The organism is Myxococcus sp. NMCA1, from assembly GCF_026810205.1.
Lineage (GTDB): Bacteria > Myxococcota > Myxococcia > Myxococcales > Myxococcaceae > Myxococcus > Myxococcus xanthus_A.
This window is the reverse complement of the sequence record NZ_CP113950.1, coordinates 6,721,823-6,745,549: the sequence shown is the minus strand read 5'-3', so window position 1 is coordinate 6,745,549 and position 23,727 is coordinate 6,721,823. Positions and strand designations below refer to the sequence as shown.

Here is a 23,727-nt window from a genome sequence, read left to right as displayed (position 1 = left end):
CCCGTTCACCCGACTCAGTGGTGGTAACCGGAGGCTTCCTCCCTCGACATTGGCGTACTCACTGGGTGGCGGTGGAAATGATCGATGCTGGCGTGAAGGTCGTGTACCAGCAGCGTGGCCAGGTCCCGGCTCACGCCATGACGGACCAATACCCGCTGCACCACCATGTCTTCCAAATCCGCGGGCATGGGATAGGCGGGTACCAGCCAGCCGCGCTCACGCATCCGGTCTGCGAGGTCGTAGAGCGTGAAGCGTGGGCTCACGCCGTCTTTCATCCTCCAGCACACTCCCGGTACTCCCCCCCGGCCGTCGTAGATGATCTCGAAGATACCCAGCTGTTCGACCGCCTTCGCAATGAAGTTCGCGGTGTCCGAGCATGCCTGCTGGACGCGCTGGTAGCCTGTTTTCCCCAGCCGCAGGAAGTTGTAATACTGAATGGCAATCTGCCCGCCTGGCCGTGAGAAGTTCAATGCGAACGTCGGCATGTTCCCGCCCAGGTAGTCCACGCGGAATATCAGCTCTTCCGGCAGGTCACTCTTGTCACGCCAAACGACCCAGCCGCAGCCCAGGGGCGTCAGCCCGAACTTGTGACCGGAAGCGTTGATGGACTTTACTCGATCCAGGCGGAAGTCCCACACCACGTCTGGGTGGATGAACGGAGCGATGAAGCCTCCGCTCGCCGCGTCTACATGGATGGGGATGTCCAGGCCCGTTCGGCGCTGGAGGTCATCCAAGGCGTCGGCAATTTCCTTTACCGGTTCGTAGAGCAGGTTGTAGGTGATGCCCAGGGTGGGAACCACGCCAATGGTGTTTTCGTCGCAGTGCTTGAGCACCTCCTGCGGCGTCATTGTCATCCGCCCGGGAGCAAGCGGAACCTGCCTTAGTTCCACGTCGAAATAGCGCGCGAATTTGTGCCAGCAGATTTGCACTGGACCGCAGACGAGGTTGGGCCTGTCCGTGGGCTTCCCTTCGGCAGCGCGCTGCTTGCGCCAGCGCCACTTCAGCGCAAGGCCTCCCAACATGGCGGCCTCGCTGGAGCCCGTGGTGGAGGTGCCGATTGTGTCGTGCGCGACAGGAGATCGCCAGAGGTCGGCGAGCATGTTCACGCAGCGCGTTTCAATTTCCGCTATCTGCGGATACTCATCCTTGTCAATCATGTTCTTGACAAGGCACTCATCCATCAGGCGGTGCACTTGAGGCTCGGACCACGTCTGACAGAAGGTCGCCAGGTTCTGCCGCGCGTTGCCATCGAGCAGCAACTCGTCGTGCACCACTGCGTAGGCGTGGTCTGCGCTGTGCTCCTCGTCCGGGATGCGGAACTTGGGCATCGCGATGGAGAGGTCAGGCGACGCGTACACGTCGTCATTGATGCGGGCGCGGATTTCTTCTCTCCCTCGAATTGTCATAAATGTTCCTTGATAAGCAGGTGGCCTTTGTTCATGGATTGAGATGGTGCTCGTGGATGGTGTCGCCATCGGTCTCCCGGGACGGGCGGGAAGCGGAGCTTGCGCTCACTCGGCTCGGCGGCACTCGTTGCCGGACGTCACCCCGCATCCCCAGGGTGGACCTGCACGCAATGGAGGGCATTCCATGTCGAAGCATCCGGGGACGAAGATGGGAAGGGGCGCAGAGGCGCTCGCCTGTGTGATATGTCTATTTTTTGGGGCCAGGCGCCGCCCGTTCTGAGCCACCTGAGGTCTCAAATCGACAGGCGTCCCGACAGAGTGACGAGGTCTCAGCGACAGAGGCGAGGGCGGCACTCCAGCGCGCCTACGTTCGCTACAAGCCGCCCGCGGGCAATCTGCTGGTGAGCAGGGTTCCAGCGAAGCATGCGAACCACCGCTGACTTCGCTAGGCGGCCGTTGTCTGTCAACGAGGACGTCTACCGTTCTGAGTCCAGCACCAACACGCGCAACCGCGCCAATTTCCTGGCTGCTCAAGTCCTGCGCCGCGCACCGCTCTCCCGCCGCCCTTCATCGGCCGTTGCCTGGCAAGAGGGCGCTCTGTCCGCCAACACTGCTCCCTCTTGAGTCCCTGTGGGCGGAGGCGAAGGGGGCGGCCCTTCCGGACGTGCTCGCTCCCGCGTTTTCCCTCCGCTGGAAACGACGAAGCCCCCGACCCTCTACAGGGCCAGGGGCTTCCAGGGATGCCATCTGCGCAGCAGGCACTATGCGATGGGCATGAAGACCTTGAAGCCCGTGCGCCCGCTGTTGGTCGTGTTGCGCTCGATGAAGTCGCTCGCGGACGAGTGACCATCACCCAGGGTGACGGCCGTGTGGCCGTAGATACTGCCCAGGCGCGTGGAGGTACTCTCCCAGGTGAGGACGAGGCCCGGAATCTTCAGCGCCTCCTCCAGCGACATGTTGACCTGCTTGAACTTGTCGCGCGGCAGGTTGTTGTCAATCTGGTTGCCGTTGCCCGACACGCCAATGCCCAGGGCGTTGCGGATGGCCCGGCTGACGCCCGTGGCGCACAGGCCCTGGCTGTTGTAGCCGCCCATGCCCATGGCCGCCGAGCGGGCCGCATCCGCCAGTCGACGCATCGCGGCAGACGCGTTGCTGGGCCCCGCGCCCGTCGGGCCGCCCACGTCCGCTCCACCGCTCACGTCACCCGAGGGGCCTCCACCGCGAACGCCCTGGCGGCCGCCACCGGCGTCGAAGCTGTCGCGACCGGAGTGCCCGATGCGCAGCGTGTTCCCCGCGTAGATGAGGTCGGGGTTCGTGATGTTGTTGTCACGGGCCAGCTTCTCCACCGTGGTGCCGAAACGGGCCGCCAGGCCGGAGAGGGTATCGTTGGGACGGATGCGGTAGTTGGACATGGAAGCTCCTGCCCTCATTCTCGCGATTTCCCCGGCGGAGTTGCTTCACCCTTCCAAGATTCTTGGATTGTTTGGGGAGCGGTCATCGCGCCGCACGTCTACGACTGCCCCCTCTGCGCCTGATGATTCGCGTTCGCCGTTCCAATGAGCCTGGGGACCGCGCTCGGAACGTCGCTCGCCATCTACCTCACGGGGGACAAGTTCAACGGGAGGGGCAACTTCGGCCCCACCTTCCTGGGCGCCGCGCTGGGAGCGGTTCCATTCGCCTTGCTCACGACCAGCCGCCACGAGCGCGTGGCGAGGATTGGCACCGTCGGGATGCTGGTCACTCCTCTCATCGGTTCGTTCACGGGCTACTGGCTTTCGCGTTCGCCCAGCCCTTCGCATGGGACAGCGCGCGCTGAGCTGCCGGAAGTCCAGGCTGCTCCGGTGCTGGGCCTGACTCAAGGGGGTGGGCTCGTCGGGGTGACGGGACACTTCTGAGCCTCCGCGATGCGGATGAGACGCAGTTCCTCTCGGGAGCGGGAGCGCCGCGTATGCGCACGAACGCTACGAGGCCGGCGGGACGGGCTACGTCTTCGCGGTGAAGCGCCAGCCGCTCCTGGCGAGGATGACGCCCAGCGACCATGAACCCATGAGCTCCCGGAAGGAGCGCCGGGCACCTCTGGCGCTGGCACGACGACGACCGGCACGCACCGCACCTCAGCGAATCCAGCCCGCCGCGCGAAAGACCCGCGCGTAGAGGTCGCGGATCACCGGCTCCTTTCGGCGGTTGTATTCCATCACATCGTCCATGCCTTCGGCGGATGCGTACTTGACCGCCGCGTAGCGCTGCCGGTCGTCGTCGTGCTCGCGCAGCCAGTCGCGGAACATGACGTGGCGAATCACCTCGGGGCAGTCCGGGCCGAACACATGCAGATTCACGCGTGGCGCGGCGAGCCGCAGGCAGCGGTGCTGATGCCAGGACGGCTCGCGGATGATGAGGTCGTAGCCCAGGCTCTCGAGGGCAGGCACATAGTCGTCCTCGCGCGTGGGGTCGGCGACGATGAGGTCGATGTCGATGATGGGCTTGGCGGGAAGGCCCGGCACGGCGGTCGAGCCGACGTGCTCGACCTGCATGGCCGATGCGCCCATCACACCCTGGATGGCCACGGCGAGCTCCGCGTAGCACGTCGGCCATCCGGCATCATAGGGAACGACTGCAACGTTCTCAGGAGCGGGTTTTCCTTTTACCCAGGGGTCCTCGTCTGGGTCGGCATCGTGATGACGCATGATGTCTTCGGGGCGTGGCATGTTGGGCATTCTCGTTCAGCGTCGCGTTGTGGCCCATGCGAATCTCGCCATGCGCTGACGCGGAGCCCCTCCGCAAGCACCGGCACCTCTCGGGCAAGCGCGCCACTGGCGGCCGAGGCTCCGACGTATGTCGTCAGCTCCATGAGTTGAATCAGTGGTCGCGCGGTATCGCTGAGGCGCATGACCTCTTCCGGCGATCACGGGCCAACGGTATCGGCCGGGGCATTCCAATGAAGGAAGTGGGTCTTTAGCTTCTCGACGGTAAAGCGCCACTTCGGCGTGGTCGGCTGACAAACCGTGTTCTGGTTTCCGAACAGCCCGACCTCGTTGACCGCGTGCGCCTCCGAAACGGTGTCCAGCCACTTCACTCGGACGAAATACTCCGCCTTCTCAGGGTCGTTGGCTGTCGCCCTGTACTTCTCGCCGTGCCTTAGCACCTCGAGTGCGGGCTGTAGCCCTTGCGCTGTGGGGACGTTGAACTCACTGGCGGGTCGGGCAGGCTCCACCACCCGACCGACGCCGACATAACCCTTCTTGGGAACCTTGACCCAGACGCGGTCCCCAGGGGACAGCAACTTGAGTGTCTGGCTATACCAGCTTCCACCGCCGCCGCTCACGTAGCCATACTGCCGTGCATCGTCCCAACTCCGCGAAGTCGCATCGCCGAAAGAGACGTAGAACTCCCCGTTCCACGGCTCCCTCTCGCCCCTACTTCCAGTGGAAGCAGCAACGTTCGCTTGTGTTTCACGCGGGTCGATGAGCCACGCTCGACTGAGAAAGCGTTCGCTCCCATGCTTGAACACTTGGAAGAACACCGCGTTGATCGCGATGTCGCGGGCGTTGAGGTAGCCGATGATCCGTTCGGTGGAGGAATCCAGCTCGGCGGCGACAATCACAATCTGGTGGGACTGATTCAGCGAGTCCTCGTCCAGTTCATTGCCAAATCGCTGTTTGAACGCTTCACCCAGGTTGCCGCCTCCAGACAACCGCTCATACATTTGGGCGATCTTGTCGGCGCCGAGGTCTGCCAACCATGATGCGTAATCGATCGCCTGTGCTACGACCTCGCGCGGCGTCCGGTCCCGCTTCAACTCGATCAGCACGAGGGATGCATCCGGCGCGATGGCCAGCAAGTCAGTTCGCCCTCCGTGCATCGAGGCCTCCTGTCGTCCGATGAGCATCCACTCGTCCGAGAGGATGCGGGGATCCTTCACGATCATTTCTTCGAGTTGCTGCTCTGTGTCGAGGCGAGTTGGCAGCAAGGGGGTCGGGGGCACTCCTACTTTCCAGATGGCGTGTTGAATCGGCATGTTCGGCACCTCGCGCTAGACTGTGTTCCTTACGCAATGAGAGGAAGCGGCTCGACGGCATGGTATGTCCGTCCGCCGAGCCTATCGATCTTCATGGGAAAAGAGTTGGTGAGCGTTCGCAGTGCCCCGCAGTGATGGGCCTCCGGTCTTCGTGAAACCTCCATGCTTGGTGCAATGGGAGGCGTCCATGGAGCTGGAGACATCCCGTCAGGGAGCGCAGCGACTGAAGGCTGCGCGCAAGAGCGGCTTCTTGCCGCTCCCCGAGGCTCTGCGCGGCGCGCTACGCCGAGCAGGTGCAGAGTGGTACGTGCTGACAGGACAGGCGCGCCAACCGCGCTCGCGCACTGGCTCGCCGTGGGCCAGCAGCACTCCGCTCCCGTGGTGGGGCGCACCCGCCAATGGGCCCTGGCCCAGAGGGCCGTGCCCGGTAGGCGAACATGATCGCCCAACTGGCCGAGGCCCTCCGCATGCAGCGGCACCTCCGGGGCGAGCGCATCCTCTGTCGGGCCGATGGCCACCCGAAGGTACCCCAGAGACTGCAGAACACGTTGGTGGGCCGCAGCCAGCGACTTGCCGGGCTGAAGGTGATGGGGGCACGCAGCTCCTCCGCCACAACTCATGCTCGCGGCTGGCGATGGCGGGCGCCCCAACGAAGGCCTTCCAGGAACTGGCCGGGCCTGCGTGAGGTGTGGAGGCAGGAGGCGGGTGCTGGCGTACGTGAAGGAGGCGGGAGGGGGCGAGCGACTCTGAAGCACCTGGGCCTGCCCACGGCAGGTGCGATGCGGGCCCGGCGAGAGGGTCCCGGCCCTCCTCCAGCGCCGCCTCCACGAGTTGGAGCGCGTGGACGCGACACCCGACTTCCTTGAGGTCTTCATGGCCATCCAGGGCGTCCGGGCCGGATTTCGTCCCATCTTCCTGCGGGAGTTCAGTCGTCGCGCACGTTCCGGACATCCGGCTTCTTGCATCCGGGCGTCAGGCACACCCCGCCCACGACGGCACCGCCCCCGAACCCCGGCTGAAGGTCCAACGCACGTGTGTGGATGCGCACGCGGACGAAGGGATGACCACAGCGCAGGTCCATGTCCAGGGCAGGGGCATGCTCCTCCGGGAGCAGCGGCAGCCCGCCGATTTGAAGCGCGAGTGGATGTCCCTCGTGTTGACGCGTGAGGAAGCGCTCGTACCGCCACGGCACGAAGCCCTTGGGAAACGGCTTCTTCAGCGCGGCGGCGTCCCGGTACTCGACGAAGACTCGCGCGGGCGTCTTCGGGGCGCGGGCTGGCTTCACCGCGCGGGCGAACAGCAGGGACCTGTCACAGGGCTCGCACTCGTAGAGGCGCACGGTGCGCGCCTCCATGCCAGCGTCGAGCGAGGGGATGTGCAGTACGCGGCTCGGCTTCACCCGCCGGTTGCACTCGGGGCAGGCGGCCCGGGCCTGCAGGTCCCCGGCGGAGAGTCGACCCGGCTGGACGTCCCAGCAGCGCGCGCCCGTGAGCCCGAAGGGCGCGGGGTGGAGGCGGGCTCGCTCCGCGCTCTCGAGGATGGCCTTCGGCAAGCGCTTCGCGCGCTTCAGCGCCTCGAGCTGCTCCACCAGCCAGTCGCCCTCGACGCCTTTCAGCTCGGGCCGGCGCCCCTCCACCAGCCATTCGACGACGGCGCGCGCCAGACTCAGGAGTGCGCTCGGCGCGGAGCCCTTCGCGTCCGGACTCCCCGCCTCCGCGAGCACCGCCGCGAGCGCATGGGCTTGCGACTTCGCCTTCGCGCTCCGCCGCTTCAGGTAGTCCCCGAAGCCCGTGCCGTCACTCAGGGCACGGCGGTCCAACTCCTTCTCGTGCAGCTTCTGCTCCTTCGCGGTGACCAGGTCAGGCGCGACGTGCTGGAGCACTCCCAGGAGCTCGGAGGACAGCGCCACCTTCGCCCCCGCGAGGCGCCGGAGGAAATCCAGGGCCTGCTTGACCTGCTCGAACCTGTACGAACCTGGAACCGAGCTCCCGCTGACATCCCTCGCCGCGAGCCACCCGGGAGCCCAGGGCGCCACGGCCGCTATCTCCTTGAACCGATGCCCTTGCTCCCGAGCCAGCCGCTCCAGGGGCTTGCGCGCCGAGGGTTTCGTCAGCGTCCGCAGGGACGCGCACCACGAGGCAAAGCTCGACTCATCCAGCAGCCCCTGCGGCGAATAGCGCTTCGGCCAGGTCTCCAACTCCGTGAGCAGCTCGATGCGACGGCGCAGCTCGCGAGGGTCCGTCGTCTCAAGCTCGAACCTGGGCAGCAGCTCCTCGTACGTCAGCGCCTCGAACGCGTTGCGCGGCCGGAACACGTTGGCGAGGAAGACGTCGTTCTTGGGAAGCGGAATGTTCAGCTTCACCAACTGGGTGCGCAGTTGCCGCAGGGACTCATCGTCCTCGGGACGTGACTCGATGCCAATCGGCGCGGTGAAGTCCCGCTCGCAGCTCGAGCAGGCCACGGCGGTCGGAGCGGTGGCCGTGCCACACGAGCAGCGCAACACGGTGGCCTTGCGTGGCACGTACTTCAGCGCCGCTTCCCGGCGGTGCTTCTGCAGCATGACGAAGTCGGTCTTCACGCGGCGGTCGGAGTGAGCCACCGGGAGCGCGCGCTTCTTTCCCTCCCAGAGGAAGCACCGCACCTCGCCGTCGAGGGTGAACTCCGCCAGCTCTCCACGCCCCCCGAGCCGCAGGGTCCAATCGAGCAGCGCCTCGAGCATCGCGCGCTGCGCTGGAGCGTCCGCCTCCGGTACGGCACAGCTCAGCTCGATAGGGCAGATGAGGGTCGACACGTCGAACAAGGGCCGCCGCTGCAGCTCCTGGAGGAGCTCTCCTACCGGGAGGGACTGCCCTTCCAATCGACCGGCGGACCACTTCTTCCGAGAGGACCCATCGGCATCGATTCGAGCCGCCAGCCCCCGCAACCCCTGGATTCGCACACACGCTCCTGATGTGAACTCCGGCGCCAGCGTCTACCCGATGGCAACTGTCATCGTCCATCCAGGGCGCTACGACGCGGGGTTGCTCGCCCACCGGTAGGCCGCCCTCAGCGGTGGCCACATTCGCGCCGTCTGCTTCAGTCCGCGTTGCAGTTGCAGGCGCAGCCGCTTCAGTTCTCTGGTGCGCGCCCCCTTTTTCTACCCGGCGGAACTCGCTTCAATCGCTTTCAGCCGCCAGTGCAACTCCTGGCCGGAAGGATTCAGGGGCGGGCGCCTGTCATCTGTCAAGGCACTGCGCACCGCAGCGCAGTAGCCGCGGACAGCTTGTGCGTGGGCGTTCTGGCGCCCCTCGACGGCTCGCTCAATGACGCGGACTCCTCGCACATGACTCTTCAGCGGCTTCTTGGCGTGCTGGTCTGCTTCGTAGAGGGGGGCGTTTCACGCAGGTAGTTGATGTGGCGAGTTGGTGAGGCACCCCAGGCAGCGCCGAGGCCACCGCGTTGCGGATGGAGCGCTGGCCATCGGAGACGACTCCGGCAATGGGCACCGCCAGCCCCGCTTTCACCTCCTGGAGCAGCGGGGCCAACTCCTCCTCACCACTGCCCAGTAGACTACGGGCCGCCAGCACCTCGCCGGAGAAGCAGTCGCGCACCACCGCCAGACCCAGAAGACCAGCACCTGACGCAGGCGGGCCGCCCGCTCCATCCCGACCGACGACCTCCTGGCCGTACCTCACCTTCGGGCGGTCCGAGTCCCCACTGCCGAACAGATCATCGCGCGGCACCCGGTGGCCGGCGCGCACGCGTGGCTCGAGGGATGAGCCCGGGCGCTACCGCCAGGAGTCCTGGACGCGGAGCTTGAGCGGGGGTGGTGCCTGAAGCTGAACGTGCTCGCCCGAGCGCGGATGCAGGAAGGTGAGCGACTCCGCGTGCAGCAGGTAGCCGCCGTCTCCGGGCAGGCCGGGGTGCTCCGCCAGCGGCAGGCCGCCCACGGCGAAGAGCGGGTCCCCCACGAGCGGGTGGCCGATGAAGGCGAGGTGGATGCGGATCTGCTCGGAGCGCCCCGTGTGGATGTCTACCTCGAAGAGGGTGTGCTCGGTGCGCCGCTCCAGCACCCGGGCCGTGCTGTGTGAGGGCTTTCCCCGCGCACTGGCACCATGGACTTCGCCCAGCCGCGGATGGGGCACCAACCCGATGGGCGCGCGGATATCGTAGGACTCCTGGGCGGCGAGTCCCTGGGAGAGTGCGCGGTAGCGCTTGTGCACGCGGCCCTCGCGCCAATCGCTCGCCAGGCGCGCGGCTGCGTCGCGGGTGCGGGTGAAGAGCACGAGGCCCGACGTCGCGCGTCCCAGGCGGTGCATGGGAACCGCTTCGGGCCATCGTGCCTGGACGAAGGAGAGCAGGGTGTTCTTCAGGAAGCCTCCCGAGGGCAGGGTCGGCAGTCCGCTCGGCTTCACCACGACGACCAACTCCGCGTCCTCGTACAGGAGCTCGAAGGACTGCGGAGTGTCCGCCTCTTCCCATGGCGGGCGGTGCCAGCACAGCCACTGCCCCGGTCTCAGCGGCTCCGAGCCGTCGGCGATGACGTCGTCGAGTCGCACCTCGCCCCGAGCGAAGCGTGCCCGCCATTCCTCCTCCGAGGAGTGACGATACTTGTCCGTCAGATGGGCGAGCGCGCTGCTGCCCGGTCGGCTCCCGAGCTTCTCGCGATACACATAGCCGTCGTTGAGCAGCACTCGCGCACCCTACACCGCGTGGGCTCGCGGTGGGAGGCACTCCGCCTCCCGTCGCCGTACTCCGCGTCTGGCTCTCCGCCTACGAAGGGGGTGGCACCCCGGGGGACTCACCCGCACGTGGCCCTGCTGGTCACGCGGGAGCAGGAGCCGCTACGGCCCGCGCTTCGGAGGGCGAGTGGCGGCGGCAGCGGCGGCAGCGGCGGCTTCGCGCAGCTTGTCCTTCTTGCTCTTGCGCCGGCCCTTCACGCCGCCGTTCGGATCCAGGGGCGGCGTGGTCGTCGAGACCTCTTCCGTCGGCTCGAAGCCCGGCACCTGCTCGCGCGGGAGGTCGAGTTGGTGGCGTTTCTCAATGAGTCGGAAGTGGGCTTCGGTGTTCGCGCTGACGAAGCTGATCGCCACGCCCTTGTCGCCCGCGCGCCCCGTGCGGCCGATGCGATGCACGTAGTCCGCGGTCGAGCGGGGCAGGTCGTAGTTCACGACCGCCGGCAGCTGCGCGATGTCCAGGCCGCGAGCGGCGACGTCCGTGGCCACGAGTACGCGCACGCGCTTCGCCTTGAAGTCCGCGAGCGCCTTCGTGCGCGCGCCCTGGCTGAGTTCCCCATGCAATGACGTCGCGACGATGCCGGCGCGGTTCAGCTTCAGCGCGACATGGTCCGCCGTGTAGCGACTGGCCACGAACGTGAGCACGTGGCTCCACGCATGTGTTTCCAACAGGTGCCGCAGCAGCATCGTGCGCCGGGGCACATCCACCTGGAGGGCCCGCTGGAGGATGAACTCCGTCGAGGGCAGCTCCCCGTCATCGACGTCGATGCGCGTGGGCTCGTGCAGCAGTTGCTCCGCGAACTTCCGCACCGCGGGCGGGAAGGTGGCGGAGAACAACAGGTTCTGGCGGCGCGCGGGCAGCAGCGCCAGCAGGCTGTTGAGCTCATCGGCGAAGCCCAACGAGAACAGCCGGTCGGCCTCGTCGAGCACCAGCGTCTCCACCTCGTCCAGCCGGAGCGCGTTCTGATGCACCAGGTCCAGCGCGCGGCCGGGCGTGGCCACGACGATGTCCGCGCCGCCCCGCAGCGCCAGCATCTGCGGGTTGGCGGAGACGCCACCGACCGCGAGGCAGGTCTTCAGCGGCTTCTTCAGGTGTTGGCCGTACCGCTGGATGGAATCGACGATCTGCGCGGCGAGCTCCCGCGTGGGCACCAGGATGAAGGCCCGCACCGGTCGGACCGACCCACCGGGACGCGCCCGCAGGGCTTCCAGGATGGGCAGCAGGAACGCGGCGGTCTTCCCCGAGCCCGTCTTCGCCGAAGCCCAGACGTCGCCACCTCGCAGGACCACGGGGATGGTCGCGCGCTGCACCGGCGTGGGTTCGTCGTATCCGAGTCCGACCACGGCGCGGGTGAGCGCGTCCGACAGGCCGAGCGAAGCGAATGTCATGGGAAGGAAGCCTTGGGTGGCGCGAGGAGGCGGAAGCCTACCCTGCCCGGGAGGTCCGCTCCCGGTATTCCTGCCCCCTCCCCATCCAGGCAAGGTGTCGCCCGGACCCGGTGGGGGGGGCGGGGGGCGTGGACTCGCCCCGTCACGGGAAGGCGCGACGTGCTACGAGCATGCGCATGACGATATCCACCCTCCCTGAACGTCCGCGTGCCGTCCTCGTCGGTGTCCAGCTTCCGGGCGTCTCCGACGAAGAGCACGCCGCGGACTTCGCGGAGCTGCGCCGGCTGGTGCACACGCTGGGGTATGACACGGTGGCGACCGTGTCCCAGAAGCGGACGCGGCTGGCCACGGGCACGGTGCTCGGGACGGGCAAGCTCAAGGAGCTGGCGGCCCTCACCGGAGGCAAGGGCGTGATTGCGTCCGGGGCGAGCGACCGGACGTCGAAGGCTCGCGAGAAGTGGGAGGCCGCCGCCAACACGGAGCCTGGCCCCGAGGACGAGGCCGTCGAAGAGGAGGCCGACGACGGGGAGCCGGAGGACGCGCTGCTGCCTCCGCCTTCGGAAGAAGACGACAAGGCGGAGCCCCGGCCCACCGTGGTGGTCGTGGACCACGAGCTGTCGCCCGGCCAGCTGCGCAACCTGGAGAAGGCCACCGGCGCGATGGTGCTGGACCGCGCGGGCGTGATTGTCGACATCTTCCACCGGCACGCGAAGAGCCACGAAGCGCGGATGCAGGTGGAGATCGCCCGGCTCAACTACCTGGCTCCCCGGCTGCGCGAATCCACCGGAGGCCGCGAGCGGCAGCAGGGGCGTGGCTCGGGTGACTCGGCGCTGGAGCTGGACCGCCGCAAGATTCGCGACCGGCTGGCGGAGCTGCGCGAGGGACTGGCGGCCATCCAGAAGGACCAGGACCACCGCCGCTACGCGCGAAGGGACCTGCTGCGGGTGGCGCTGGTGGGCTACACGAACGCGGGCAAGTCCTCGCTGATGCGTGCGTTGACGGGCAGCACGGTGCTGGTCGCGGACCAGCTCTTCGCCACGCTCGACACCACGGTGCGCGCGATGCAGCCGGAGACCCGTCCGCGCATCCTGGTCTCCGACACGGTGGGCTTCATCCAGAAGCTGCCGCACGACCTGGTCGCGTCCTTCCGCTCCACGCTGGACGAGGCCCTGGAAGCGTCACTGCTGCTCTACGTGGTGGATGCGTCGGACCCCACGTGGGCCGCGCAGCTGGAGGTCACCCGCACGGTGCTCCGGGATATCGGCGCGGACGCCGTACCGAGCAAGCTGCTCTTCAACAAGGTGGACCGGCTGGACGCGGCGGCGAAGGAAGCGCTGCTCGCGAAGCACCCGGACGCCCTGATGCTTTCCGCGCACCTGCCGGACGACGTGGCGATGCTGCGCAAGAACATCATCGCCTTCTTCGAGTCCTCGATGGTGGAGGCGGACCTGGTGATTCCCTACTCCCGGCAGGGGCGCATCAGCGAGGTGTACGAGCACACCACGGTGGTGTCCCAGGCCTACGACGAGAGCGGCAGCCGGCTGCGCGTGCGGGGCCTTCCAGGGGCCATCGCGAAGCTCACCCAGGCGTTCCAGGAGTAGGCCCCCTATACGCCGAGCTGACCTGCTCGCTGTTCCTCGCGGCGCTGCTCCAGGTAGAAGGCGGGTGAAGTCGACGGGAGCCTCAGGGACATGGCTGTGAAACAGGACGGGGTGAAGGTCTGGGGGCATGAGGTTTCCGCGCAGGAACTGTGGCCCCGCCTGGAGGCGGTGGCGACGCCCGGGTGGCGGGAGAATCTGGCCTCGTGGTGGCAGGGCGTCACCGGGGAAGGTGTCCTCTTCCACGAGGGAGACCTGGAGGCGGACTCGCTCGTCGTCGGGCCGAGGCCGCTCGTCGTCACTGGGAGCGTCCGGCTGAAGGGCCTGCTTGAGGACGGACACGCGGCGGACCACACGCTCCTGGTGGTGCTGGGAGACCTGGAGGTGGAGAACGTCGCGACCTTCTCGGCCATGTTCGTCGCGGGCAACGTCCGGATTCGAGGCCTCCTCTTTGGCGACTCGCTCGGTGATGACATCTTCTGGGTCGGTGGGGCGCTGACGGCGCGCACCCTCGTCGAGGAGCACCACCACATCGAGGTCCACGGCGCGCTCGACGTGGAGGTGCTCGTGGGCAGCAAGCTCACCGCCCCGGCGGGCCGCCCTCGCCAGACGCTCCAGTCGCACGAGGCGCTCCTTCCGGGAGCCTGGAGCGCGGAGGACGAAGACGAGGACGGCGTCAGCGATTCGACGCTCGACCGGAAGGGACTCCTCGCGAAGCTGCGCGCGGGGAAGCCCGTGCTGGGAGACACCCGGCTCGGCCCCGTCGAGAAGGCGATTGCCGCCGTGAAGGAGAGGGCGGCGCGAGGCGAGAAGGCCACGCGGCTCGGGCTCACGCAGAAGAAGCTGAAGGCCATTCCCGAGGAGGTCTTCTCCCTCACCTGGCTGGAGAGCCTCACGCTGGACTCGAATGACGTCGCGGAGCTCTCCCCCCGGATTGGCGAGCTGCGGGCGCTGAAGAGCCTCAGTCTGGAGTCCCTCCCGCTGAAGACCCTGCCCGTGGAGCTGTGCGGGCTCCCTGCGCTCAAGAAGCTGAGCCTGCGGTACTGCAACAACCTCACCCGACTCCCGGACGCGTTCGGTGAGCTGGAGTCGCTGGAGGAGCTGTATCTCGACGCCATGGCCCTGGAGGGCTTTCCCGAGGTGCTGACCCGGCTGCCGCGACTCAAGAAGCTCTGGTGGTGGCGCTTCTTCAAGACGACGCCGGGCCAGGTCCAACTTCTGGTGGACGGCCTGGGCCGGATGCCGAAGCTGACGCATGCCGGGTTCTTTCAGGGGGAGCTGTCCGCGCTGCCCGGGGGCCTCGCTCCACTCGCCCGGCTCAAGCAGTTCAAGCTGGGGCTGGACCGCGTCCCCGAGGCGGAGGTGAAGCGGCTCGAGGCGGCGCTGCCCCCCGGCCGCCTGCATGTGGGGTACTGAGCGGCCCTTCTCGGCTCCTCCTGGCCCTGCGCATCCACTGCGCCTGGCGCTCAGGCCGCGGCGCAGCGCGCCTCGGGGAGCTGGGGTGGAGGAGGCTTCACCTCCGACACCCCCTCCACCTCGACGTGCACCCCGCCACCCCAGGCGAGGATGCCCGCGAACAGTCCCAGGACGCGCATCGCGGGATGGATGGGGCCCTCGTAGCGCCGCGCGCGCCAGTGACGCAGGCGTGGCGCCGCGGGCCCCCTGGCGCTGGGCCGCAGGGAGCGCATGCCGGGTGCCTGCGCCCCAGGCACCGGGAAGAGCGGCACGATGAGCAGGCCCACTTCTCCAGCCTCCAGGTGAACCGTCGTCTCTCTCTCAGCCCAGCGCGAGCCACGGTGGAAGCCCGCTGAAATCGGAGGAGGCCACCATCCAGATGCCCAGCACGACCGCGGGCGTCAGCCCCACCAACACCAGAAGTCCCAGCAGCACATGTCCGCGTGTCGCTCTCATGGCTCCACCCCGTCCCGCCCTGGCTCACGGCGAGAGGGCCCAGTCCACTTCGCCTGCCTCACGGGCCGGGAAACGGGAGGTCGCTGACCCCCGCGCTCCGGCACGGCACCGGAGGCGGGCTGTTCCAGCGGACTACTCGGCGCGGCAGACGGCCGGCGCGGAGAGGTTGGGGCGAATCATCTTGAACGGCTGAATCAGGTCCGGGACGCGGAGCAGCGCGTCACGGCAGCCCGCCTCGTCGTTGCCGGACATCTCCACCTTGAAGCTGCAGTCCTGCGCGCCCTCGCAGACCGTCTTGGCCAGCCGCGCATAGCAGTCCACGGCGCGGGCGCAGGTGCCCTCGCCCAGGTCCACCGACGCGGAGGAGGACGTTGTCGAGGCAGAGGCCGTGTTCGTGTTCGTCGACACCGACGCGCCAGCGGACAGGGAGTCCCGCGAGTTCGCGCCCGGGGCGTTCAAGTTGATGGTGACGTTCGTCTGCGCGGGCGCGTGGGTAGGGGCGGCGACGTAGCGCGGGTTGATGCGGTCCTGGGCGCAGAGGTACAGCTCCTCGCCCTTCTTGCGCACCGTGGCGAGCTTCGCCTCCAGCTCCGCCGGAGGAACCTGCTTGTCGTCCACGGAGACCTGGAAGGTGTACGCGTCCTTCCCATTGTAACGGTAATACATCGTGGAGGTCGCATCGTAGGTGACGGCGATGGCCGTGTTGTCCATGGACTGCGACTCGAGACCGCTCTCCAGGGCGCAGACGCCGATGGACGTCTTGGTCGTCGAGGCGTCATTCGAGTCGACGGGCAGCGTGTAGAACTTGTTGGCACCACAAGCCGCCAGCGAGAGACACAGAGACGTCAGGGACAGTCCCTGGATGAGCCGCTTCATGAGGTTTGCTCCATAGGAGGGGAATGGGTCCGCGCTGGTGAATCCCGGCGGAGTGGCGCATCGACGCGTGCACCGGTTGCTCATTCAATCCTGACACGAAAAGGCCCGCCCCCGGAAGTCTCGGGGACGGGCCTGTCGCGGGCGTTTCTCGAAGCCTGGGACTGATGCGGCGTCGGCGGCGCAGGTCGTCAGCTTGGAGGTGATGTCGATGGACGCGGGAGGGGGGCGCGCGATGCTGAAGCACCTGGGCCTGCCCACGACATGGCTTCCATGCCGCCGATACGCTCCAGTAGAGGTCCATGGGCTGCAGCCAGGGCATCCCTGGAGCTCGCGACACCTCGGTGGATGACGCTGATGTGGAGGCGCTTGGGGTGACGGCCCCTCGGTGGTGACTGGCGCCATCCGCCTGGTGACTGCGGTCACCGGCCCAACGCCTCACACGGGAGCCCCAAAGCCATCACAGCCATGTGAAATCAGCACGTTACGTTGAATGCCCAAGATGGCATGGGCGCTGCAGTGAGACAGCGCATGGGCGGGACAGACTCGCCGCAGCAAACCTCCTTCGCTGTCAGAAACCAGGTGATCCCCATGATCGGCGTCAAGGCCAAGGCCCCCTCCTTCTCCTCCAAGCGTACGGGTGCTGCGCAGTCCTCTCCCACGGCCCCGAAGCCGTCGCCGTCGGCGGGGCCCGTTCCGAACATGGGCGGGCGCGTCCCCCAGAACCCCGCGAACCTCCCCGCGCGGCCCTCCGGCCCGGTGGATTCCTTCCAGTCCGCGGGTGCGCCCGCACGGCCCTCCAGCCCGGCGGCGACGCCCCAGCCCGCGGGCGCGCCCGGACGGACCTCCGGCCGTGAGGCGGCGCTCCAGGCCATGGCCGACTTCGGTCCCGCGGCGCTCCAGACCGTGGCCGACTTCGGTCCCGCGGCGCTCCAAGCCGTGGGCGGCTTCGGTCCGGCGGCCGCGCTCCCTCCCATGGGTGGCTTTGGCCCGGTGTCCGCGCTCCCGCCGATGGACAGCTTCGGTCCGGTGTCCGCGCTTCCACCCATGGGCGGCTTCGGTCCTGTGTCGCCGCTCCAGGCCGGTGGCGTGCCCGTGGGCCACGTCAACCCGATGGATGGGTTCGAGACGGGCGCCATCACCCACCCGCGGTCCTTCAACGCACCGATGCTGCAGGGGGCGCAGGGGCCGGTCAACGAACCCGCCACCTTCGCGCCCCGCGGGCTTCCCAAGAACCTCGAGAACCTGCAGCACCTCAAGCCGGCTCCCGAGGCCTCCGGTTCCGGCGTCCCGAGCGCCAAGGACAAGCGCCCGGCTGGAGACAAGCGGACGGCGGCGCAGATCGTCGATGACACTCCAGCGCTGAAGAACCTGGGCCGCCAGAAGGACATCAAGTTCGACCAGCTCTGCAAGCAGACGGGCATCGACCCCAAGCTCGACCTGAAGGACGCGAAGCAGAACCCCGACGCCGTCTACCGCCTGGCCAAGGTGCTGGAATTCATCGACAGCGCGAAGGCCTCCAATGGCGAGGACCGGTCGAAGAAGGTCCAGAATGGCCAGGGCGACGGCAACATCGAGGGCATCACCAAGAGTGGCGATGCGCGGCACGGCACCGAGGCCGGCATGGTGAAGGACTTCGCAGAGAAGGGGTACTCCTTCCTGGGTGAGCACCAACTGCCAACCACGAAGGACACCCACGTCAAGGCGGACGGAAGCAACAAGGACAACTTCCAGTGGTTCGCGGGTGAGGCGGGCAAGCACCTGTGGTTCCTGCCGGGAGTCAGCAACGTCCTGACGGGAATCGGCAACTCGGAGGGCGGCGTCAAGGGCGTCTTCGAGGGCGCCGCGAAGGGCTACTTCAACACCTTGAAGGGCGCCGCGGAGGGGGTCATTGGGGCTATTGGCAAGGGCCGCGTCAACCCGGCGTCCATGATCTTCGGAGGCGCCATGGGCGCGCTGGGGAGCACCGAGGCCGCGCCGCAGCCGGTGAAGGACATCGCCAACATGCTCTGAGCCCGTGGTGCGGCCCTGCGCCATCATCCCCCGGTTTGAAGACGTCCCTCGGAGCTCCCTTCAGATGGGCAAGCTCCGGGGGACGTCCGCTTGGGGCTCAGTACAACGTTCCGCAGGCGGCGATCCGCTGAACCTGAAGCGCGGCCAGCCGCTCCTGCGGCTCCGCCACTGCGGCCCCTTCGCGCGCGGCCACGGCGGGAGCGACAGCGTCCAGGGCGGGGACGTTCCGGAGGGATGCGAGTGCTCGCGAAGGCGGAGCAGCCCCGGCTCGGGCGCCGGCAGCGCCAGGCACGGGAGGGTCCGCAGCACGGGGACTCGCTGTGTCATCCTCCGGGCTGCGTGAGGTGTGGATGCAGGAGGTGGGGGCTGGCGTACGCGAAGGAGGGGAGGGGGACGCGCGATTCTGGAGCACCTCAGGACATCGCCAATCACTACCCGGACGTAGAAACCATTCACATGGTGCTCGACAACCTCAGCACCCACTCCTGCCGCGCCTTGGAGATCCGATACGGGGTGCGAGCAGGACGTCGGCTCTGGCGTTGCTTCACCGTGCATTTCACGCCCGTGCATGGCAGTTGGCTCAATCATGCGGAGGTAGAGATTACGCTGCTCTCACGTCAGTGCCTGGGCAGTCGGCGCATCCCAACCCTCGACAAACTCGCTCAGGAAACAGACGCCTGGGAGCGGTGGGCCAGCCACCAGCGGCTGCGAATCCGCTGACTCCTTGTTGCTGAGCACGGTGGTTGACGGAGCCAGGGCTCGTTTCGGACCGGCTGGGTGATGGGAAGTGGCTGCGGGAGGGCGCGTCAGCGAGGACCACGATGGACTCGCCAGGAGCCGCATCCTGCGATTCGAGGAACTTCCTTGTGGTTTCAATCTGGAGCGGCATGGGTTGCGCTGACGACACCTCGACCAAAGGGGGGTGAGCATGATGTCATCCTGCGAATTCCGTATTGCTAATTCCAAAGCCTGAGCTGTCCGGTTTGACGGGGGCAACTCCACGCCGCGTGAACTGACTTGCGCCTTCTCGACACACCGGGACGCCTTTAGTACGCGTGTCCGGGTGCGTTCTTCGAATCTCTCTACCCCCCGTCCCCACCTGCCCTGGTGGCCCCTGGTGCTCATCGCTTCAGGTGCATGGCTGCTGCGCATCGCGGGCTTCTTCCACCGGGGAGGCGCTTTCGGGCATCCCGTGGACTACGACGAGGGCGTCTATTTCAGTGCCGCCGCACTTCTCTCCCATGGTGTATTGCCCTATCGTGACTACTTCTTCGTCCACCCTCCTGGGATTGCCATGTTGCTGGCGCCGGTGGCCGCGCTCGCACGTGGCTTCGACGCAGCGCTGGCATTCACGGTGGTCCGTTGGCTCGCCCCTGGGATCGGGGCACTGAGCACGCTCCTGTGCGGACGCATTGCTCAGGAGCAATGGGGAGTCAGGGCAGGCGTCGTGGCCGCGCTCGCCTATGCCGTCTTTCCAGAAGCGGCCGCAACCGAGCGCGGGCCCTTCCTGGAGCCACTGCTCAACCTCACCTGTCTTGGCATGGCATGGGTCTGGCTGCGGCATGGGGCTGATGACTCACGGTGGAAGAGGGACCTCCTGGCCGGAGCCCTGCTTGCCACCGCGTGCGCCATCAAACTGACAGCCGGCGCCTGGGTCATCGCCGCGGTGTGGGCTCGCGGCATGGAGGGCCAGGGACGGCGTGCCCTACGGGTCGTGCTTGTCGCGGCAGCCGTGGGACTGGTCTGGCTGGGCCCCTTCTTCGCCCTCGCCCCCGCCGCGATGCTCGATGGCCTTCTTCGGTTCCAGTTGCTCCGCCCTCCCGATGGCGAGCCGGATGTCTGGCACCGGCTTCTCATGATTCTGGGCGACGGGCGCATGGGCTTCTCCGTCCTCTGTGCATGGGCCTTGGTCGTGGCCCTGGCCCGAACTCGTCGAAGGGAGGCCGTCGCCGAGCGACTCTTCGCGGCCGCCTGGGTTCTGACGCTCGTGACTTTCTTGTCATCGAAGAGCTATTGGGCCCAGTACAACGCTCACTTGGCGCCTACCATGGCGGTCCTCGCGGGGTTGGGGGGCTCCGTGGTGTTACGTTGGGCGGACACACGCTCGCGCACGCAAGCCGCGCTCGTCGCCGCCACGGTGATGCTCATCGCACTCTCACCGCTGCCGGCGGCCATCCGCTCTGCGAATCAGCGAGACCGTTTCCTGCTCACGCTCGGGAGCTCACTCCGGGCCTCCGTCCCCCCGGATTCAGCCCTTTGCACCTTCGAACCGGCTTGGGCAATCGCCGCCGGGCGGCTTCCCGGAATCCCAGAGGGGGCGCCCGTCCTCGTCGACCCCTACGGCCTCATGCTGAACGATGCACTGGGCACACCCGGGCGCTTCGCTCACGCAGGCGCTGCTTTCGAGGATGAGCGCTCGCAGCGGACCATGCTCCCCATGCTTGCGCGCTGTGACATCCTGGTCCTTGAGGGACGTGGCGAATGGCAGCTGTCCTCCGCCAGCGAGCGCTGGGTTCATGAGCACTTCGTGCGAGAAGGGCTCTTCTGGCGGCGTGCTTCTGAATGAAGCCTCGCGCAGCCCCTCTCTGCCAACGTGAGTGAGACAGTTCGTACCCAGCAGTTCAGTGTGCAGGGCGACCCAGGCAGGAACGATGAGCGCAGTGGTGGACGCGGCCCGGGTCAGGGAGACCGAGGTGGAGGAGAAGGCCAGGCGGCGAGGCTTCACGGCGGAGGACAAGTTGCGGGTGCTGGCGGAGGCAGACCGCTGCACGCAGCCCGGTGAGGTTGGGGCGCCGGTGTGCCAGGCACTGGGACTGCCGCGTGCCACCTACTACCGACGAGCACGGCCCAAGCACGGGCCGGTGCGCAGAAGCCGCTCGCCTCGGGCGCTGGCCCCTGAGCAGCGGGCCGAGGTGCTCGCGACGCTGCATGAGCCGAGATTCCAGGATGTGGCGCCAGCGGAAGTCTACGCGCAGTTGCTCGATGAGGGGCGCTACCTGTACTCCGAGCGCACCATGTACCGGGTGCTGGCTGAGAGTCACGAGGTGCGTGAGCGCCGCAACCAGCTGCGCCACCCGAACCACCCGGTGCCCCAATTGCACGCGACGAAGCCCAATGAGCTCTGGAGCTGGGACATTTTGAAAGAACCATGCGCGCGGGCACAGCTTGTGGCGCTTGAGCTGAGAGACGCTCAGTCGCTGGATGGCCCCGGCAATCACCGAGGGGCCGTGCTTTGGGAAGTCGACGGGAGGCGTCACCTTCCCTAAATGAGAGCGTCTTTCGGGAGTGGCTCAATCAGGCCCATACAGATTCTGGGACTGGGTGCGCATCTGAAATGCGCTCTACATGCCCAATTGAGCCTGACGGCCTACGGATTCGGAGTCCAACACCGATATTTCTTCTCTACGTAGTTTGATACGTAGTTGTTGGCGTCGAGGACCCGGAAGCGGATGTAGAGATAGAAGAACCTTCCGCCTTGCTGTAAGCCCGTTGTGCACCACTCGGTGTAGGTGGTGGTGCCGTTATCCCAGGGCCAGTTTTCTGGAGAAGGATCGGCATCTAGGTCGTACGCCATTTGCCACTGATAGGTATGCGGTGACACGCTATTGCTTGCACCTCCGGTGCATGTAATGACGGTTGTGTCGCGATTGTGTGTGCAGCTCATAGTCGCTGCTGGAGGTGGTGTTTCGAGAGCGGTAATGGTGTCTCCCGAGTCGACTCCATCTTCGTCGGCGGCAAGTGGCTCCCCGCAGGCTCCAAGCAATGCCACGGTCGAAGCAACCACTGCGGCGAATGGAAGGTGCTTCACTATTCTCCGAACGGACATGAGGCTCTCCTGTGGTGAGCGGTAATGGCAATCTGATGTAGACGAGCGGCCGTGTCCCGTCCCCCATCCGGCGTTGTCCACGGGTGGAGTGCAGCGACTTCAGAGCCGCCTAAATCTCCCGTGAGATTCGCGGGTCGACCTGGGCGGGATGGAGCGCGAACGCTTCGACGCCGACATGAAGAATCGTGACGTCGGAGGGCCGCGGCGGGGTCGCCCGAGCGAAGCTCCCGTCCGGTGGACAGTCCGCGCAGCCCCTTGCGCCGCCTCGAACCGCTCGAGCGCATCAAGGAACTCAGGCCGAGGCGAGGCGGGGATGCGCCTTGCTGCACCTGGAAAGGGATGAAGTGACGGGCGAATCTTGCAGCATGTCTGGATTGCGATTGGTGACGACCAGGAATCACACTGGGGATCGTATTGCGTTTGGCTATTCTGGCCGATTGTCCATCAGGAGAGAGAATGTTCGGAGCCGTACGAATTTCCCAGCTCGTTTCAGCCCTCGCGACCGCCATCGTCACACTGACCGCGGCTCCGGCCTTCGCGGGAATCGTCTTCTTCGATACGACGGCGTCGATGCGCAGCGCGGCGGGGTACCCCATTACGAACACCATGGACGTGGACTGGGCGTACGCGAACCGAAGCGCGGAAGCGGTGTGTGCCTGGGCCGGGTATGCGCGAGGTGTCTACACGGGGGCGCAGTTGGGTGAGTTGATGGGGATTCATTGCTTCACCGAGGATGTGGTGGGATGGCAGGACATCCCCTACGACGTGGGTCTGTCGGCATGGTGGGAAAGCACCGTCACGCCGATTGGTGCGCAGAAGTCCTTCCGGGCCGAGGCTGCCGCGCACGAGGAATGCGGCACCGGCACGTCGGGCATGCCCTATGACACGGGGTTCCTTACCGGACACCACAACAGTGTGACGGACAACATGGGGCTGGTTTGCATCAATGCCTCCAACTCGCAGCAGAAGGGTGCCTACACGAACGACACGACCTTCCCCGCCATGTCCACTGGCTTCAGCTTGACTTCGCCATGGCCGGCTGTGCGCAGTGTCGCGAACCAGGTGTGTCAGCATCATGGGTTCGAGACGGGCTTCGCGCGCGGAGCTGCGACCTCGGGAGCGGCGTGGGTCCTGTATGTGTGGTTCACCTGCATCTCGTGATGCCGCGCTGAAGCTCTCTTCATCGAGGCTGAGACAGGTATGACGTGGAGGGGGGGGCCATGCGGCTCGCCCCTCGCTCCGCTTTTCGACGGGCCCCGGTGTCAGGGCCGGGCTTGCCAGGTCAGCCATCCGCTGAGGGGACGGCGGTCGCTGTGCAGTCGTTGAGCAAGATGGGCTCGAAGAGGGGAGCGGCGCGCACGCGCAAGCCCGATGCGGCAGCCGTCTCGCATCTACAAACCAGACGAGGCTGCCCGAGCGTTCGTCTCATGGGCGGTCTCCCGCCGCCCCGTGGGATGGATGTCTTCAGCGTCGTTGTATTGATGTCTGGGGTCTGGAAGTGGATTTCGCTGTTTTGGTTTGAAAGTGTAGCTTGTTCTTGAGGTCTGGGACCTCGTCACCCCTAAGTTGAGGAGTTCAAGAATGAAGTCACAGTCTGTTGTTGTGGCCTTTGCCTCGCTTCTGTTCGTCGCTTGCGCAGGGCCCGAGGGTGGGGGGGAGGGACAGGACCTCTCCACTGTCGAGCAGAAGTCGCTGGTCGGTGAGCCTGTTGTCGCGACGTGGGAGCTTGGGGGGTGGAAGGAGAGCATCAACTCGATGGGGGATGGCTTTATTGCCCAGAGGGGGTCTGGTTTTGACTGTTGGTCGGTGGGTATGAAGTGCTTCCGCAACCTGGTGAAGACCGGGACCAACACCTATTCAGGTGAGTGTGGAGTTTGCTCTGGCTCCAGCGTGGTATGGGGGCCTGTTTCCATCACGGTCAGCGGGGATGGGAATTGGCTGACGCAGTATTGCCAGGGCTCGACTTCGACCTGGGCCCGGG

General features: G+C 66.7%; 17 protein-coding genes and 1 pseudogene. 8 read left to right on the top strand and 10 right to left on the bottom strand.

Annotated elements, in window-relative coordinates; all coding sequences use genetic code 11:
* Positions 1 to 14 precede the first annotated feature (14 nt).
* The gene (locus tag OZ403_RS27685) at positions 15 to 1,475 is read right to left on the bottom strand and encodes a glutamate decarboxylase (RefSeq protein ID WP_268782183.1); all 1,461 of its coding nucleotides are present in this window, start codon (positions 1,473 to 1,475) and stop codon (positions 15 to 17) included.
* Between the two features lie 692 nt (positions 1,476 to 2,167).
* Positions 2,168 to 2,818 (bottom strand): LysM peptidoglycan-binding domain-containing protein, encoded by a 651-nt coding sequence (locus OZ403_RS27680; RefSeq protein ID WP_268782182.1) that lies wholly within the window; start codon positions 2,816 to 2,818, stop codon positions 2,168 to 2,170.
* Positions 2,819 to 2,962: 144 nt separating this feature from the next.
* Between OZ403_RS27680 and OZ403_RS27675 the strand changes: the two genes are divergently transcribed.
* Positions 2,963 to 3,301 (top strand): hypothetical protein, encoded by a 339-nt coding sequence (locus OZ403_RS27675; protein ID WP_237080629.1) that lies wholly within the window; start codon positions 2,963 to 2,965, stop codon positions 3,299 to 3,301.
* Between the two features lie 219 nt (positions 3,302 to 3,520).
* Here the strand turns inward: OZ403_RS27675 and OZ403_RS27670 are convergent, their stop codons facing one another.
* From OZ403_RS27670 to OZ403_RS27650, 5 genes are all read right to left on the bottom strand, one after another.
* Positions 3,521 to 4,111 (bottom strand): GrpB family protein, encoded by a 591-nt coding sequence (locus tag OZ403_RS27670; RefSeq protein WP_268782181.1) that lies wholly within the window; start codon positions 4,109 to 4,111, stop codon positions 3,521 to 3,523.
* 197 nt (positions 4,112 to 4,308) lie between these two features.
* Positions 4,309 to 5,421, bottom strand: coding sequence for an endonuclease NucS domain-containing protein (locus tag OZ403_RS27665; protein ID WP_268782180.1), 1,113 nt, complete (start codon positions 5,419 to 5,421; stop codon positions 4,309 to 4,311).
* Between the two features lie 925 nt (positions 5,422 to 6,346).
* A complete protein-coding gene (locus OZ403_RS27660) occupies positions 6,347 to 8,212 on the bottom strand; it encodes a hypothetical protein (RefSeq protein WP_268784907.1) in 1,866 nt (621 codons plus the stop codon).
* A gap of 976 nt (positions 8,213 to 9,188) precedes the next feature.
* Positions 9,189 to 10,094: an RluA family pseudouridine synthase gene (locus OZ403_RS27655; protein WP_268782179.1), complete on the bottom strand. Its 906-nt coding sequence runs from the start codon at positions 10,092 to 10,094 to the stop codon at positions 9,189 to 9,191.
* A gap of 150 nt (positions 10,095 to 10,244) precedes the next feature.
* A complete protein-coding gene (locus tag OZ403_RS27650; RefSeq protein WP_268782178.1) occupies positions 10,245 to 11,525 on the bottom strand; it encodes a DEAD/DEAH box helicase in 1,281 nt (426 codons plus the stop codon).
* A 170-nt stretch (positions 11,526 to 11,695) separates the two neighbouring features.
* On the opposite strand from OZ403_RS27650, the gene hflX reads away from it, so the two are divergent.
* Positions 11,696 to 13,126 carry a GTPase HflX gene (hflX, locus tag OZ403_RS27645; protein WP_140794350.1) on the top strand — a complete coding sequence of 477 codons (1,431 nt, stop codon included), beginning with the start codon at positions 11,696 to 11,698 and terminating at the stop codon, positions 13,124 to 13,126.
* 90 nt (positions 13,127 to 13,216) lie between these two features.
* Positions 13,217 to 14,539, top strand: coding sequence for a leucine-rich repeat domain-containing protein (locus OZ403_RS27640; protein ID WP_268782177.1), 1,323 nt, complete (start codon positions 13,217 to 13,219; stop codon positions 14,537 to 14,539).
* Positions 14,540 to 14,589: 50 nt separating this feature from the next.
* On the opposite strand, the gene OZ403_RS27635 is transcribed toward OZ403_RS27640, so the two are convergent.
* The 3 genes from OZ403_RS27635 to OZ403_RS27625 form a co-directional block, all read right to left on the bottom strand.
* Positions 14,590 to 14,865: a hypothetical protein gene (locus OZ403_RS27635; RefSeq protein ID WP_268782176.1), complete on the bottom strand. Its 276-nt coding sequence runs from the start codon at positions 14,863 to 14,865 to the stop codon at positions 14,590 to 14,592.
* 34 nt (positions 14,866 to 14,899) lie between these two features.
* On the bottom strand, positions 14,900 to 15,034 hold the full coding sequence (locus tag OZ403_RS27630) for a hypothetical protein (RefSeq protein WP_268782175.1): 135 nt from the start codon (positions 15,032 to 15,034) through the stop codon (positions 14,900 to 14,902).
* A 132-nt stretch (positions 15,035 to 15,166) separates the two neighbouring features.
* Entirely contained in the window at positions 15,167 to 15,910 is a 744-nt protein-coding gene (locus tag OZ403_RS27625) for a hypothetical protein (protein ID WP_237077452.1), read from the bottom strand.
* A 588-nt stretch (positions 15,911 to 16,498) separates the two neighbouring features.
* Between OZ403_RS27625 and OZ403_RS27620 the strand changes: the two genes are divergently transcribed.
* From OZ403_RS27620 to OZ403_RS27605, 5 genes and pseudogenes are all read left to right on the top strand, one after another.
* Positions 16,499 to 17,920, top strand: coding sequence for a hypothetical protein (locus OZ403_RS27620; RefSeq protein WP_140856276.1), 1,422 nt, complete (start codon positions 16,499 to 16,501; stop codon positions 17,918 to 17,920).
* A gap of 234 nt (positions 17,921 to 18,154) precedes the next feature.
* A complete protein-coding gene (locus OZ403_RS39820; protein ID WP_442929628.1) occupies positions 18,155 to 18,640 on the top strand; it encodes a transposase in 486 nt (161 codons plus the stop codon).
* Between the two features lie 472 nt (positions 18,641 to 19,112).
* Positions 19,113 to 20,486, top strand: coding sequence for a glycosyltransferase family 39 protein (locus tag OZ403_RS27615; RefSeq protein ID WP_268782174.1), 1,374 nt, complete (start codon positions 19,113 to 19,115; stop codon positions 20,484 to 20,486).
* An 85-nt stretch (positions 20,487 to 20,571) separates the two neighbouring features.
* Positions 20,572 to 21,057, top strand: a pseudogene (locus OZ403_RS27610) (IS3 family transposase); the annotation flags it as partial.
* 1,109 nt (positions 21,058 to 22,166) lie between these two features.
* A complete protein-coding gene (locus OZ403_RS27605; RefSeq protein ID WP_268782173.1) occupies positions 22,167 to 22,907 on the top strand; it encodes a hypothetical protein in 741 nt (246 codons plus the stop codon).
* Positions 22,908 to 23,727: the final 820 nt, after the last annotated feature.